The 13253-nt window shown below is 71.3% G+C and carries 13 protein-coding genes; 11 read left to right on the top strand and 2 right to left on the bottom strand.

Annotation, left to right across the window (positions count from 1 at the left end):
- From HG543_RS43390 to ychF, 5 genes are all read left to right on the top strand, one after another.
- Nucleotides 1–310, top strand: a 310-nt coding sequence (locus tag HG543_RS43390) for a hypothetical protein (RefSeq protein WP_169350822.1), incomplete at its 5' end; no start/stop codon positions are given.
- Entirely contained in the window at nucleotides 310–1335 is a 1026-nt protein-coding gene (atpB, locus tag HG543_RS43385) for a F0F1 ATP synthase subunit A (RefSeq protein ID WP_169350821.1), read from the top strand. The genes HG543_RS43390 and atpB, both read left to right, overlap by 1 nt.
- A 149-nt stretch (nucleotides 1336–1484) precedes the next feature.
- Nucleotides 1485–1715, top strand: a complete 231-nt coding sequence (locus HG543_RS43380) for an ATP synthase F0 subunit C (RefSeq protein ID WP_169350820.1) — start codon at nucleotides 1485–1487, stop codon at nucleotides 1713–1715.
- Between the two features lie 130 nt (nucleotides 1716–1845).
- A complete protein-coding gene (atpF, locus tag HG543_RS43375; RefSeq protein WP_169350819.1) occupies nucleotides 1846–2394 on the top strand; it encodes a F0F1 ATP synthase subunit B in 549 nt (182 codons plus the stop codon).
- Nucleotides 2395–2439: 45 nt separating this feature from the next.
- Complete coding sequence (ychF, locus tag HG543_RS43370; RefSeq protein ID WP_169350818.1) at nucleotides 2440–3549, top strand: redox-regulated ATPase YchF; 1110 nt, start codon at nucleotides 2440–2442, stop codon at nucleotides 3547–3549.
- A gap of 102 nt (nucleotides 3550–3651) precedes the next feature.
- Here the strand turns inward: ychF and HG543_RS43365 are convergent, their stop codons facing one another.
- The gene (locus tag HG543_RS43365) at nucleotides 3652–3945 is read right to left on the bottom strand and encodes a hypothetical protein (RefSeq protein ID WP_169350817.1); all 294 of its coding nucleotides are present in this window, start codon (nucleotides 3943–3945) and stop codon (nucleotides 3652–3654) included.
- A gap of 257 nt (nucleotides 3946–4202) precedes the next feature.
- Here HG543_RS43365 and HG543_RS43360 point away from each other — a divergent pair, with 257 nt between their 5' ends.
- Nucleotides 4203–7220, top strand: coding sequence for a beta propeller repeat protein (locus HG543_RS43360; RefSeq protein WP_169350816.1), 3018 nt, complete (start codon nucleotides 4203–4205; stop codon nucleotides 7218–7220).
- Nucleotides 7221–7270: 50 nt separating this feature from the next.
- Nucleotides 7271–9295 carry a hypothetical protein gene (locus tag HG543_RS43355; RefSeq protein ID WP_169350815.1) on the top strand — a complete coding sequence of 675 codons (2025 nt, stop codon included), beginning with the start codon at nucleotides 7271–7273 and terminating at the stop codon, nucleotides 9293–9295.
- Between the two features lie 76 nt (nucleotides 9296–9371).
- On the opposite strand, the gene HG543_RS43350 is transcribed toward HG543_RS43355, so the two are convergent.
- Nucleotides 9372–10682 carry a citrate synthase family protein gene (locus tag HG543_RS43350; protein WP_169350814.1) on the bottom strand — a complete coding sequence of 437 codons (1311 nt, stop codon included), beginning with the start codon at nucleotides 10680–10682 and terminating at the stop codon, nucleotides 9372–9374.
- A 74-nt stretch (nucleotides 10683–10756) separates the two neighbouring features.
- On the opposite strand from HG543_RS43350, the gene HG543_RS43345 reads away from it, so the two are divergent.
- The 4 genes from HG543_RS43345 to HG543_RS43330 all read left to right on the top strand — a co-directional run bounded on the left by HG543_RS43345 (nucleotide 10757) and on the right by HG543_RS43330 (nucleotide 13230).
- Entirely contained in the window at nucleotides 10757–11545 is a 789-nt protein-coding gene (locus tag HG543_RS43345; RefSeq protein WP_169350813.1) for a class I SAM-dependent methyltransferase, read from the top strand.
- A gap of 14 nt (nucleotides 11546–11559) precedes the next feature.
- Nucleotides 11560–12063, top strand: coding sequence for a cupin domain-containing protein (locus HG543_RS43340; RefSeq protein ID WP_169350812.1), 504 nt, complete (start codon nucleotides 11560–11562; stop codon nucleotides 12061–12063).
- 12 nt (nucleotides 12064–12075) lie between these two features.
- Entirely contained in the window at nucleotides 12076–12573 is a 498-nt protein-coding gene (locus HG543_RS43335) for a hypothetical protein (RefSeq protein WP_169350811.1), read from the top strand.
- A gap of 120 nt (nucleotides 12574–12693) precedes the next feature.
- Nucleotides 12694–13230, top strand: coding sequence for a heme NO-binding domain-containing protein (locus HG543_RS43330; protein ID WP_169350810.1), 537 nt, complete (start codon nucleotides 12694–12696; stop codon nucleotides 13228–13230).
- Nucleotides 13231–13253 lie beyond the last annotated feature (23 nt).

Genomic DNA, 13253 nt, shown 5'->3' with positions numbered 1-13253 from the left:
GCCGAAGGTGGTGGAAGACCGGGTGTCGGCGTGCTGGGGCGTGGGGCTGGCGTCGGTGACGGGCGTGGTGGCGCTGGTGCTGAAGCGGCGGGCGGTGCAGCGCGACCTCAAGTCCGCGCTGAAGGTGGTGGGAATCGTGTTCGGCCTTCGGGCCCTGGGCGTGGTGGTGGGGCTGCTGGGGGTGGTGTCGCGGGGCCTGTCGGCGGTGCCGTTCGTGGCGGGGTTCTTCGGCGTCTACTTCGCGCTGCAGTGGATTGAAGTGAGCTACGTGATGGCCGCGTCCAAGGGCGCGGCGGGCGGAGACGAGTGATGCGCAAGGCAATGGTGCTGTTCGCCAGTCTGTTCGCGGCGGTGGCGTGGGGCTCGTCCGGGGCGGCCGAGGGCGAGAGCGAGGACGTGGCCGGCTACATCCTTCACCACGTCGCGGACTCCAACGAGCTGGAGATTGAAATCCCGCTCACCCACAACGCCATCCACGTTCCCCTGCCGCAGATCCTCATCGGCTCCTGCACGCCGAAGATGACGGACCACGGCGAGGTGCTCCCGGGCATCACCGAGGGCTGCCTGGACCTGTCCATCACCAAGCACACGGTGATGATGTGGCTGGCGGCGCTGCTGCTGCTCGCCTCCATCCTCATCTGGAGCAACCGCGACAAGACGAAGCTGGTGCCGCGCGGCGCCGGGGCCAACCTCTTCGAGATGCTGGTCCTCTTCGTGCGTGACGAGCTGGCCATCAAGAACATCGGCAAGGAGGAGGGCCCGCGCTACGTGCCCTACCTGCTCACCGCGTTCTTCTTCATCCTCTTCATGAACCTGCTGGGCCTGTTCCCCTGGATGGCGACCGCCACGGGCAACCTCGCCGTCACCTGCGGCCTGGCGCTGTGCACCTTCGTCGTCACCCAGCTCGCCGGCATCCGCGCGGCGGGCTTCGGCGGCTACCTGGCGCACCTGACCGGCGGCGTGCACCCCCTGCTGTGGCCCATCATGATTCCGGTGGAGTTCCTGGGTCTGTTCACCAAGCCCTTCGCGCTCACCGTCCGTCTCTTCGCCAACATGCTGGCGGGCCACATCGTCATCTTCTTCCTGCTGGGCCTCATCTTCATCCTCCAGCACCCGGCGGTGGCCGCGGTCAGCGTGCCGTTCGCCTTCGGCATCTACCTGCTGGAGCTGTTCGTGGCCTTCGTGCAGGCGTACGTGTTCACCATGCTGTCCGCGCTCTTCATCGGCATGGGTGTGGCCATGGGCCACCACGGCCACGGTGACGACCACGGCCACGGGCATAAAGAGACGGGCCACAGCCACGACCACGGCAAGGCCCACATGCTGGGCTCCTGAGGAGCCCCGCTTCACGAGTTGACGGGGCGCGCGGCATGGCGCCCCGGTTGAAGACCCGGCGATTCGAAAGGTCGCCGGAGGTAGCCCCAAAGGGATGAAACCGACCCCCCCACAAGCGGGTCATCGCCTACGAAAGAAGAAGTGCTCCCATGACCAACGTCGCTCTCGCCTTCCTGGCCGCCGGCATCGGCGCCGGCCTCTCCATCATCGGTGCCGCGCTCGGCATCGGCCGTCTCGCCGCCGCCGCCATGGACGCCACCGGCCGTCAGCCGGCCGCCGGTGGTGACATCCGCACCACCATGATCATCGCCGCGGCCCTCATCGAAGGCGCCACGCTGTTCGCGCTGGTCGTCTGCATCCTGCTCGCCGTCAAGACCTAGTCGCCAGCAGGACGTCGGCGCTCGCGGGAGTCCTCTTCCGCGGGCGCCGGCTTCGCGGTACCCGCAGCACCCCGCAGTACCCCGCACCCCGCGATTTCGAAGCCCTCCACCTTCACGTTCGGGACACGCCATGTTCCTGCCTACCGTCCTCGCCGCCAGCAACTTCGTGCAGGTCCGCCCGGGCCTCATCTTCTGGACCATCGTCACCTTCGTCCTCGTCATGGTCGTCCTGCGCCTGAAGGCGTGGGGGCCCATCCTGCAGCTGGTGCAGGAGCGCGAGACGCAGATTGCCAACTCCGTCGAGAGCGCGAAGAAGATGCTCGTGGACGCGGAGGCCAAGCTGGCCGAGGCCAAGGAGGCCGCCAACAAGGCCCGCCAGGAGGCCTCTGAGACCATCCGCCGCAACCAGGCGGAGATGTCCGCGTTCCGCGAGGAGATGATGGCCAAGAGCCGCAAGGACGCGGACGAGTACAAGGCCGCCGCCCGCCGCGAAATCGAGGAGCAGAAGGCCAAGGCCATCGCCGAGGTCCGCTCCATGGCGGTGGACCTGTCCATCGAGGTGGCCAGCAAGCTCATCAGCGAGCGCATGGACGATAGCAAGCACCGCGCCCTGGCCGACCAGTTCGTGCAGGGTCTGCCGGTGGGTGGCGCCGCCGGCGCCGTGCGTCGCAGCGCCTAGTTTGGGGAAGCGCGCCCCCCGGCGCGCGTGTTCCAGGGAATCACCATGGGTCTTTCCATCGGCATCGTCGGGCTGCCCAACGTCGGCAAGTCCACCCTGTTCAACGCGCTGTCGGCCGCGGGCGCGCAGGCGGCCAACTACCCCTTCTGCACCATCGAGCCCAACGTGGGCGTGGTGCCCGTGCCGGATGAGCGGCTGGACAAGCTGACCGCCCTCATCAAGCCGCTGAAGAAGGTGCCCACCTCGCTCGAGTTCGTGGACATCGCCGGCCTCGTGCGCGGCGCGTCCAAGGGCGAGGGCCTGGGCAACCAGTTCCTCGGCAACATCCGCCAGGTGGACGCGGTGCTGCACGTGCTGCGCTGCTTCGAGGACGACAACGTCACCCACGTGGAGGGCGGGGTGAACCCGGTGCGGGACCGGGACGTCGTCGACACGGAGCTGTGCCTCAAGGACCTGGAGACGGTGGAGAAGCGCCGCGAGCGCACCCAGAAGAACACCAAGGTCGGCGGCAAGGTGGGCGACGAGGCCAAGGCGGAGATGGCGCTCCTGGACCGCGTCAAGGCGGGCCTGGACAACGGCGTCACCGTGCGCGCCCAGAAGCTCACGGAAGAGGAGCGCGCCGTCATCCGCGACCTCTTCCTGCTGACCGACAAGCCGGTGCTGTACGTGGCCAACATCGGCGAGGGCGAGATTGGCAAGGAGGACTCCAACAAGCACGTGCAGGCCGTGCGGGAGATGGCGAAGAAGGAGGGCGCCGAGGTGGTGGTGCTCGCCGCCGCCATGGAGTCCGAAATCCAGCAGCTCCCCGAGGAGGAGCGCGCGGGCTTCCTGGAGAGCGCGGGCCTCAAGGAGCCGGGCCTCCACAAGGTGGCGCGCGAGGGCTACAAGCTGCTGGGCCTGTGGACGTACTTCACCGTCGGCGAGCAGGAGTGCCGCGCGTGGACCATCCACAAGGGCTACAAGGCCCCGCAGGCGGCCGGCGTCATCCACTCGGACTTCGAGCGCGGCTTCATCAAGGCCGAGGTCATGCGGTGGGAGGACCTGGTGAAGTACGGCAGCGAGTCCGCCGTGAAGGAGAAGGGCCTGTTGCGCGTGGAAGGCAAGGAGTACGTCGTCCAGGACGGCGACTGCATGCACTTCCGCTTCAACGTGTAGCCGTCTCACACAGCGCAGGGCCGTCCCACGCGGGCGCTTCCCACGGGCCATGAGGTCCGGCGGGGGCGCCCGCGAGGCGTTTTCGGGGGACGCTTTCCGGGGCTACAGCGACGTCGGCCCGCGCAGCAGCGTGAAGACCCACAGGCCCACCGCCAGCAGCGCCAGCACCGAGGTGAAGATGGCGGTGCGGCGCATGAGGGCCGGGTCCCCCGCGCCGCGCGTGGCGTAGAACCACGCGCCGCCCACGCGCAGCACCAGGAAGGCCACGAGCAGCAACGGCCCCACCACCTTCCAGCCTTCGGGCCGGGTCAGCAGCACCGCCCAGGAGGCGACGAGGGAGAGGTTGCCCAGGAGCGACACCAGGGCGAGGCGCGGGTACGAGCGTCGGGGGTCCACGGCGGCGGAGTCTCTCCGGCGAAGGCCCCGGCGCCAACGTCCGTGTGCGCGCGGTGCCCGACAGGCGACAGCGCCCGCTTCACGCCTCGCGCTCCTTGTCAACCGGGCCCGGGCCGGAACGTGGAAACTCGTGAATCCACTATTTCAGTAACCCGGCAGATTTTCCACGATTTGACTCCAGGGGCGAGTCTCCCATTACCCTTCGCGTTCACGCCCCCCCGCGTACTTCCCGTAACTGAGTATCTGGAGATATCCGCTTGCACCTGCGAAGACGAGTTGTCGTCTCCCTGGCTCTTGGTGCTGGTGTCCTCTCGCTGGCGGCTCCCGCGTCCGTACGCGCCTATCGCGTCTGGGCCGAGGAGCAGCGTCGCCTGCGCTTCGAGGACTTCATGCGCAAGCCCGGCGAGGACGTTCCCCCCCAGCTCCGGACCGCCGTCGAAGAGGAGATGTTCGAGAACACCTACGTCGAGCGCGACATCGACGACGCGTTCTCCCGGTGGATGGCGCACAAGGCGCAGTGGGGCGTGCCCACCGCGGAGGACTCCACCATCCTGCTGGGCGAGGCGCGCGCCGAGGCCCAGCGCTGGCCGGAGCTGATGCCGCGGCCCCCTGGCTCCAAGGGGCTGGGGCAGAACGCCAACTCCTGGGTGAACCTGGGTCCCACGGACGCGCGCTTCCAGCACAACGGCCGGCAGTACCTGCAGGTGGACTCGGGCCGCATCAGCGGCATCGCCGTGCACCCGAAGGACCAGAACATCGGCTACCTCTCCACCTCCGGTGGCGGCGTGTGGAAGACGTTCAACCTCCTGGCGGAGGAGCCCTCCTGGCAGCCCATCGGGGAGACCCTGGGCAACCTGGCCGTGGGTGACATGGCCATGGACCCGAACAACCCGGACACGCTGTACGTGGGCCTGGGTGACTTCGTGGACATGCCCGGCGGCCAGGTGGTGAAGACCACCAACGGCGGCGGGCGCTGGGAGACGCCGGTGGCGCTCACCGGCCGGTACCCCGCCAACGTGGGCAACCGCGCCGTGGAGGCGCTGCGCGTGCGCGCCATCAAGGTGGACCCGAACGCGCCGAACATCGTCCTCGTGGGCACCGAGGTGGGCCTCTTCCGCTCCACCGACGCGGGTGCCTCCTTCCAGCTCGTGGACCTGCCCAACTTCGGCGAGCAGGTGCCGGAAGCGGTGTGGAACATCGCCTACACCGGTCAGGTGGGCGGGCAGAGCCGCTGGGCCCTCAGCGGCGTGGCGTATGACTACGTCGACGCGCCCGTGCACACCGCGGGCACCGTCTACCAGGGCGACATCTGGGTGAGCACGGACTCGGGCCAGTCGTGGAGCTCGCGCCTGGCGGCCAACGGGCTGCCGGACCTCGACAACGACCCCTCCACCCTCCCGGACGCCGGCCGCATCTCCCTGGCCGCGGGCTCGCCGGCGGCGGACCCGTCCCAGACGGTGCTCTTCGCGCTGACGACCCGAGTGAGCGACGACACCCTCGGCGGCGGCATCTGGCGCTCCAAGGACGCGGGCCAGACGTGGCAGGACGTCTCCGGCGGTGAGGATGGCGAAGGCCAGCCGCGCAACATCACCTTCGTGGACACCTCCCAGTGCATCAGCATCAACGTGCACAACAACCAGGCCTGGTACAACTCCACCATCGCGGTGGACCCGGGTGACGAGAACCGCGTCATCCTCGGCGGCACGTACTGCGGCCTGCGCACCATCAACGGCCTGGCGGACAAGCCCACCTGGGAAGTCGTCTCGCACTGGCTGCCGGCCTACACGGACTCGGCGATGACGGACGACGGCGTGCTGCCGTACGTCCACGCGGACTGGCACCGCACGCTCGTGGTCCGCACCCCCACCGGCTACATGACGATGGTGGGCGGCGACGGCGGTCTGTACACCTCCACCAACGTCTTCAACCCGGGGCCCATCAACCAGCAGACGGTGCAGTGGCGCTTCCCCAACCGCGGCCTGGCCACGCACCTGATGTACAACGTGGCGTCGGGTGACCCGGCCACGGGCAACCAGTTCATCGCGTTCGCCGGCCTGCAGGACAACGGCACGCGCTTCCGCGACACCCAGGGCTCGCCCACCACCTTCAACCAAATCATCGGCGGCGACGGCATCGGCGTGGCCGCGTCCCGCGTGGGCGAGGACAGCATCTACTGGGGCTCGGTGCAGTACAGCTCCACCCGCTACTGCGACCCGGACGTGCCGGCGAACAACGGCTGCAACTCGGGCGCCCCCTGGCGGACGCTGGTTCCCCCCACGACCCCGGCCGGTGGCGGCTGCGCCTTCGCCGATGCCACCACGTTCCTCACCAAGGTCATGGCCGTCAACACGGGCAACCGCCCGGCGGCCATCACCGGCACCACCTATGGCGTGTTCCGCCTGGCGGGCACGCCGGTGGGCACCGACCGCCGCCAGTGGCAGCGTCTGGGCGCGTGCGACAGCGGCGTCGCCGTGCGCGCGCTGAGCGTGTCCACCACCGTGGACGGCCTCTACGGCGTCGCCGGCAGCGGCGGGCGCTTCCGCGTCATGTCCGGCTGCACGCTGGACACGCCGGCCTCCCAGTGCACGTGGACGACGACCAACCGCATGGGCGTGGACCTCAACGGCAACGGCACCATCGACGCCACCGAGACGCCCACGTTCACCAGCAGCATCGACTTCCCGCCGAACCACACCGACATCGCCCCGGGCAGCATGTTCGTGGCCTCCAGCCAGGCGCTGGCCTCCGCCCTGCCGCCGGGCACCGGCCGCGTGTACCTCTCGCGCGACCGCGGCCAGACGTGGCAGAACATCACCAACAACCTGCCGAACGTGCCGGTCAACGTGGTGCGCTTCGACCCGTCCGACACCACGAACCAGACCATCTTCGCGGGTACGGACCTGGGCGTGTACCGGACGTCCAACCAGGGCGCGACCTGGGAGCGCTACGGCGTGGGCCTGCCGCTCGTCCGGGTGATGGACATGTTCGTGGGCCGCACCGGCGGCATCCTGCGCATCGCCACCTTCGGCCGCGGCATGTGGGAAATCTACCCGTCCGCCACCGCCGAGCGCGGCGTGGCCGGCAACGGAGACTTCGACCGCAACGGTCAGGTGGACTTCGTGGACCTCCTGGCCACGGCCAACCGCGTGGGCACCTCGCCGGCCACCCAGTCGCAGCCGTACTACGACTGGAACCAGGACCTCGTGGGCACCGTGAACACGGTGGACGACGCGGACCTGGCGCAGCTGCTGACCCGTTACGGAGGGCGGCCGTGAACATGCGCGCGTCCTCTTTCCCTCATTCGTTCCCCATGGAGCGCAACATCGTGACCCAGCGCATTGCTGTCGGTCTCACGCTGCTGGCGGCGCTGTTCGCCACCGCCTGCAGCGGTGACCCCAAGCCGCAGTCCGAGGCGGCGGCCACTCCGCCGGCCACCGTCGCGGTGGCTCCGGCCGACGCCCGGGAGCCGGCGCCGCCGTCGCTGGCGGAGGCTTCTCCCAGCGAGCAGCCGGCGTCGGCCTCGGCCGGCCTCATCGGGGCGACCGGCCCGAGCCGCGTGAGCTTCACCCAGCAGCCGGTCAACACCGAGGCGGGTGTGACGCTGCCGGCGGTGCGGGTGGCCGTGCAGGACGCGGCCGGCAAGGTGGTGACGACCGCCAGGGGCATGCTGAGCCTGGAGCTGGTGTCCGGCAACGGCGCCACCCTGGGCGGCACCAAGGCCATCGCGGTGGCCAATGGCGTGGCCACCTTCTACACGCTGAACATCCCGCGGGCGGGCACGGGCTACACGCTGCGCGCGCGGTTCGGCACGCTGCCGCCGGTGGCGTCCACGCCGTTCAACATCACCCCGGGCGCCGTCGAGGGGTACGCGGTGGTATCGCAGGTGCCGGCGACGGCCGTGGCCGGTGAGTCCCTGGGCACCATCCAGGTGGAGGCGCAGGACCGGTTCGGCAACCGCGTGACGAGCTACGGCGACTTCGGTGAGCTGGTGGCCGTGGGCGTGGACCCCGAGTTCAACCCGGCCGGGGCCGCCGTTATCGGCGGCGCGCGCGAGGTGCCCGCCATCAACGGCGTGGCCACCTTCGAGGGCCTGGCGCTGGACAAGGTCGGCCAGACGTCGCTGCTGTTCGTGGGCTACGACGCGAACTTCCTGTTCCTGTACCTGGGCTACTCGTCCCCGGTGACCATCACCCCGGCCGCGGCGTCCGCCATGGCGTTCCGCGCGATGCCGGCGGAGACGAAGGCGGGCTCGGCCCTGGCCCCCGCGGTCCAGGTGCAGGTGACGGACCGTTTCGGCAACGCGACGAGCGGCGGCGGCAACGTGACGCTGACGCTGGGCGCCAACCCGGGCGGCGACACGCTGCAGGGCACGCTGACGCAGCCGGTGACGAACGGCCTGGCGACCTTCGCGGACGTGTCGCTGCGCAAGGCCGGGCGGGGCTACACGCTGAAGGCCAGCCAGACGGGCCTGACGCCGGCGACGAGCCTTCCGTTCGCCATCATCGGCGCGGACGCCGCCCGCCTGGAGTTCGCCGCGCAGCCTCGCTCCACGCCCAACGGGCTGCCGCTGAACGAGGTGGCGGTGCGCCTGGTGGACGCGTTCGGCAACACGGCGACGTCGGCCGGTGAGGTCACGCTGGCGCTGGGCAACGCGAACGGCGCGGCGCTCGCCGGCACGGTGCGGGTGGCCGCGCAGGATGGCGTGGCGCGCTTCGGTGACCTGTCGGTGGACCGTGGCGGCCAGGGCTACGTGCTGGCGGCGTCCTCGGGCTCGCTGACGGGCGCCGACTCCAGCCCGTTCGACGTGTACAACGCGGCGCTGGCGTACACGGACCCGGCGGGCGGCCGCATCCGGCTGATGCGCCACCCGACGTCGACGAACACGCGGCTGGTGCTGGATGTGGTGGCGGCCGAGGAGCTGACGGGCTACGGCGCGGGCTTCAACCTGCCGCTGGATGCCACGAAGGTGCGGCTGCCCGCGCAGGGCGCGCTGACGCCGGGCGCCATCCTGTCGGTGGGCTCGTCGACGCCGGCCGTCGCGGTGGCGCTGCCGACCTCCGGCCCGCTGGCCGGGGTGCTGACCAGCGGCATCAGCCAGAAGGCGGGCGGCGCGGGCGCGGTGGCGGAGGACGCCACCCTCTCCGCGGGCAGCGTGCTGTACCAGGTGACCCTCGAGCTGGCGCCGGGCGCGGTGCCGGGCGTGGTGTTCGACGGCGCCAACCTGGACGGCCGCTTCAAGGCCCTGCTGCGCAACAGGCTGGGCGATGACGTGGTCGGCAGCAGCGGCTTCGGCATCGGCCGGCTGGAGGTCGCCGTCGACGCGACCTTCCAGCAGACGGCGTCGCTGTAGTCGCAAGGGCTTCGTGAGCCCGACTCCGGGCCCCTCTCGGGTGGCGCAGGCCATCCGAGAGGGGCCCGGTTGTTTTTCACGGAGGGGGCCTTCCGCCGGACACGGACGCGGGAGGCTCCACGTAGCGGGCGCGGGGGCGCAGGAGGTGTCCCTGCTCGCGCTGCTCCAGCACGTGGGCCACCCAGCCGGCCGCGCGGCCCACGCCGAACAGCGTGGCTGCCGCTCCGGGCGGCAGGCCCAGGGCCTCCGCCAGCATGACGAGCCCGAAGTCCACCGACGGCGGCGGGTGTCCCGCCTCGCGCATCACCTCCACCACCGCCTGCGCCACCCGGACGCCCGGCGCCTCCGGGCGCACGGACCTCGCCGCCTCCACCAGGGGAGGCGTCCTCGGGTCTCCGTCGGGGTAGAGCGGGTGGCCGAAGCCCGGCACCGACTCGCCCCGCCGCAGCCGCTCGTACACCACGGCCGCCGCGCGCTCGGGCCGGGCCACCTCCGCCAGCAGCGCCTCCACCCGGTCGCTGGAGCCGCCGTGCCGGGGGCCGGACAGCGCCGCCATCGCCGCGCTCACGCAGGCGTAGAGGTCCGCGCCGGAGGACGCCGTCACCCGCGCCGTGAAGGTGGACACGTTCAGCTCGTGGTCCGCGCACAGCACCAGCGCACGGTCCAGCAGCTCCGGCGCGCGCTTCACCTGCGTGCCCCACGCGAAAGCCAGCGACGCCGCCACCGTGTCCTCCTTCAGCGCCCGCGCCACCCGCCCCGGCGCCTGCGCCACGCACACCCACGCCGCGAGCTGCCGCAACAGCCGCCGCGCCCGCGCCTTCTCGCTCTCCGGCGGCGCCGCGAAGCGCAGCGCGTCCCTGGCGCCCAGCAGCGGCACCAGCGCCGACAGCGCCGCCACCGGAGGCGTCCCCCGGGGCAGCAGCCGCGCCAGCTCCGACGGAGGGAGGGACGGCTCCGGCGCCGGCCACCGGGTGGGCTCCGCCGGCAGCGTCCCCGTCCACAGCAGCTCCGCCACGTCCTCGAAGCCACGTCCCTCCACCGCGAGCGCCACCGCCGAGTGGCCCCGGTAGGCGAGCCCCTCCGCGCCCACCCGGGACACCGAGGAGTCGATGACGGGCTCGCCCCACCGCAGCGCTCCCGAGGCCACCGCCGCGTGTCCCGCCCGCGCGTCGTGCCGTGCCTTCAGCCGCTCCAGGTCGGAGCGCACGTAGCGGTTCTCCTTCGTCCCGCGCTCGGGCACGCAGCGCACGAGCCCCCGGCTCACGTACGTGTAGAGCGTCGCCCGCTTCACGCCCAGCAGCGCCGCGGCCTCCGCCGCGGGCACCAGCTCCTCCTCACGTGGATGGTCGAATCGAGATTGAGAGCGTCCGCCCTTGCGCCTACTCATGCCTCACGCACCTCCCCGGAGGTGCATTGTCGACTCGACTGGACACGCTGTCGACCTGAAGGAAGGAGCCCGTCATGCAAGTGGACTTCGGCCGCACGTCCTCCGACTACGCGAAGCACCGCGCCGGCTTTCCGGAGGCCTTCTTCGAAAGGCTCGTTCGCGAGGGGCTCCTCCGGCCCGGCGTGCGCGCGGTGGACCTGGGCACCGGCACCGGCACCGTGGCGCGAGGGCTGGCGCGGCACGGTGGCACGGTGAAGGCGCTCGACGTGTCCGCGCCCATGCTGGAGGCCGCGCGGAGGCTCGCCACCGAGGCCGGGTTGCGCATCGACTTCCAGCAGGCTCCGGCGGAGACCACGGGCCTGCCCTCCGGGGCGTTCGACCTCGTCGTGGCCGGGCAGTGCTGGCACTGGTTCGACCGGCCCGCCGCCGCGCGCGAGGCCGCCCGGCTGCTCGCTCCCGGTGGGCGGCTGGTCATCGCCCACTTCGACTGGTTGCCGCTGCCCGGCAACGTGGTGGAGGCGACCGAGGCCCTCATCGACACCTTCAACCCCGGCACGGCGGCGCCGTACGTCCTCCTCGGGCAGAGCGTCGGCCTGTATCCGCTGTGGTTCCGGGACCTCGGTGAGGCGGGCTACACCGCGCTGGAGTCCTTCACCTTCGACGTGCCCACGCCGTACACCCACGAGGCCTGGCGGGGCCGCATCCGGGCCAGCGCGAAGGTGGGGGCGTCGCTCCCGCCGGAGGAGGTGGCCCGACTCGACGCCGCGCTCGCGGCCCTGCTCGCCGAGCGTTTCCCGCGGGAGCCGCTCGTCATTCCCCACCGCGTCTTCGCCCTGATGGCGACGCCGCCCCTCCCTGCCTGAAAGGAGCCCGTGCCATGTCCTCCCATCCCCATGTCGTCCACGCGCCAGACGTCCCCTGGAGCGAAGTCACGCAGGGCCCGAAGGTGGCGTACCGCCGCAAGCAGCTGGGCGCCGCCGCGAAGGGCCGCAAGCTGGGGTGCAGCCTGATGGAGCTGCTCCCGGGCAAGCACGCCTGGCCGCGCCACTACCACCTGGCCAACGAGGAGGCGTACTACATCCTCTCCGGCACGGGCCGGCTCCGCCTGGGCGAGGACACCCTCGCGGTGAAGGCCGGGGACTACGTGGCGCTGCCGCCAGGCCCCGAGGGCGCGCACCAGCTCCTCAATGATGGCAGCGAGCCCCTGCGCTACCTCGCCTTCTCCACCATGGTGGAGCCCGACGTCATGGTGTACCCGGACTCGCAGAAGGTGGTCATCTCCGCGGGCTCCGCGCCCGGAGGCGACAAGGCCGCGCGCACCCTGTTCACCACGCTGCCCCTGTCCGCCGAGGTGGACTACTGGAGCGGCGAGGAGCGATAGGCTCCGCCGCGCATGGCCTCTCTTCTCGACACCCTCGCCCAGGAGCGACTCCTCAAGGACCGCGACGCCGCCGCCGAGGTGGTGCGCCGGGGAGAGCCGCCACACGTGTCCCTCCTGCGCCTGTGCGACGCGGGGCTCCTGCAGGGCGGGCTCGCCGTGGGGCACGGTGTCCGGGCCGACGAGCTGGTGGGCCCCCTCACCACCGCCATGGGCGGCTCCGCCCGCCGCTTCAAGGTGGTGGACGTGCGCGAGCGCCCCGTCATGGAGCTGCACGTGCTCACCGGTGACCTCTCCGAGCGCTGGGAGGTGGAGGACCTCTCCGCGCTCGTTCACAACCTCAACAGTCTCTACCGCGACGCCCCGGACGTGCGCGCCATCGCCGAGCTGGGGGAGTGGGAGGACGCCCTCCAGCTCTGGTGCGTGGACAAGCGCACCCTGCCGCGTCTGTTGCGCCAGCCCTTCTTCGCCCCCCGCAACGTTCGCGCCCTGACACCCTCCGACGACCGCTGATGTTCAGCGGGTGACCCCCCTTCGGGGCAATCACCCCGCGGGGAGGGTGACGTGCTACGGGTCATGCGCAACTTTGCAGGCGCGGTGGACGGTTGCGCATGTCCACTGGAGGGGCGGCCCATGCATGGTGTCATCTTTCATGTGCTGCGGAATCACGCTCAGGCCCTGCTGGGGCCTCGGGGGTGGGAGTCCGTGCAGGACGCGGCGGGGCTGCCCCGGCGCGTGTACCTGGCGTTCAAGGACTACCCGGACGCGGAGGTCTGCGCGCTCGTCGACGCGATGGCGAAGCTGACGGGCCGGCAGAGGCACCGGGTGCTGGAGGAGCTGGGCGAGCGGCTCGGGCCGAGCCTGCTGCGCACGTACGGGGTGCTCGTCGAGCCGAACTGGACGGTGCTGGACATGGTGGAGCACATGGAGCGCCTCAGCGAGCAGGTGCGCCGCGACGGCCCGCGCCGTCCGCCCGGGGTGGTCTGCCAGCGCGTGCGGCGGGACATGGTGCGGGTGTCCTACTGCTCGCCCCGGAAGCTGTGTGGCCTGGGCATTGGCACCATCCGCGGGCTGGCCCAGCACCTGGGCCAGGACGTGGTGGTGCGCGAGCACCGGTGCATGCACCAGGGCGCCCCCACCTGCGAGCTGGAGGTGAGCCAGCGGTCCTGACGTGCCGGGCCGTCCTTCGGGCC

This window comes from Pyxidicoccus fallax, from assembly GCF_012933655.1.
Taxonomy (GTDB): Bacteria; Myxococcota; Myxococcia; order Myxococcales; family Myxococcaceae; genus Myxococcus; species Myxococcus fallax.
The sequence above is the reverse complement of the archived record's forward strand: the minus strand, read 5'-3'. Positions and strand labels throughout refer to the sequence as shown.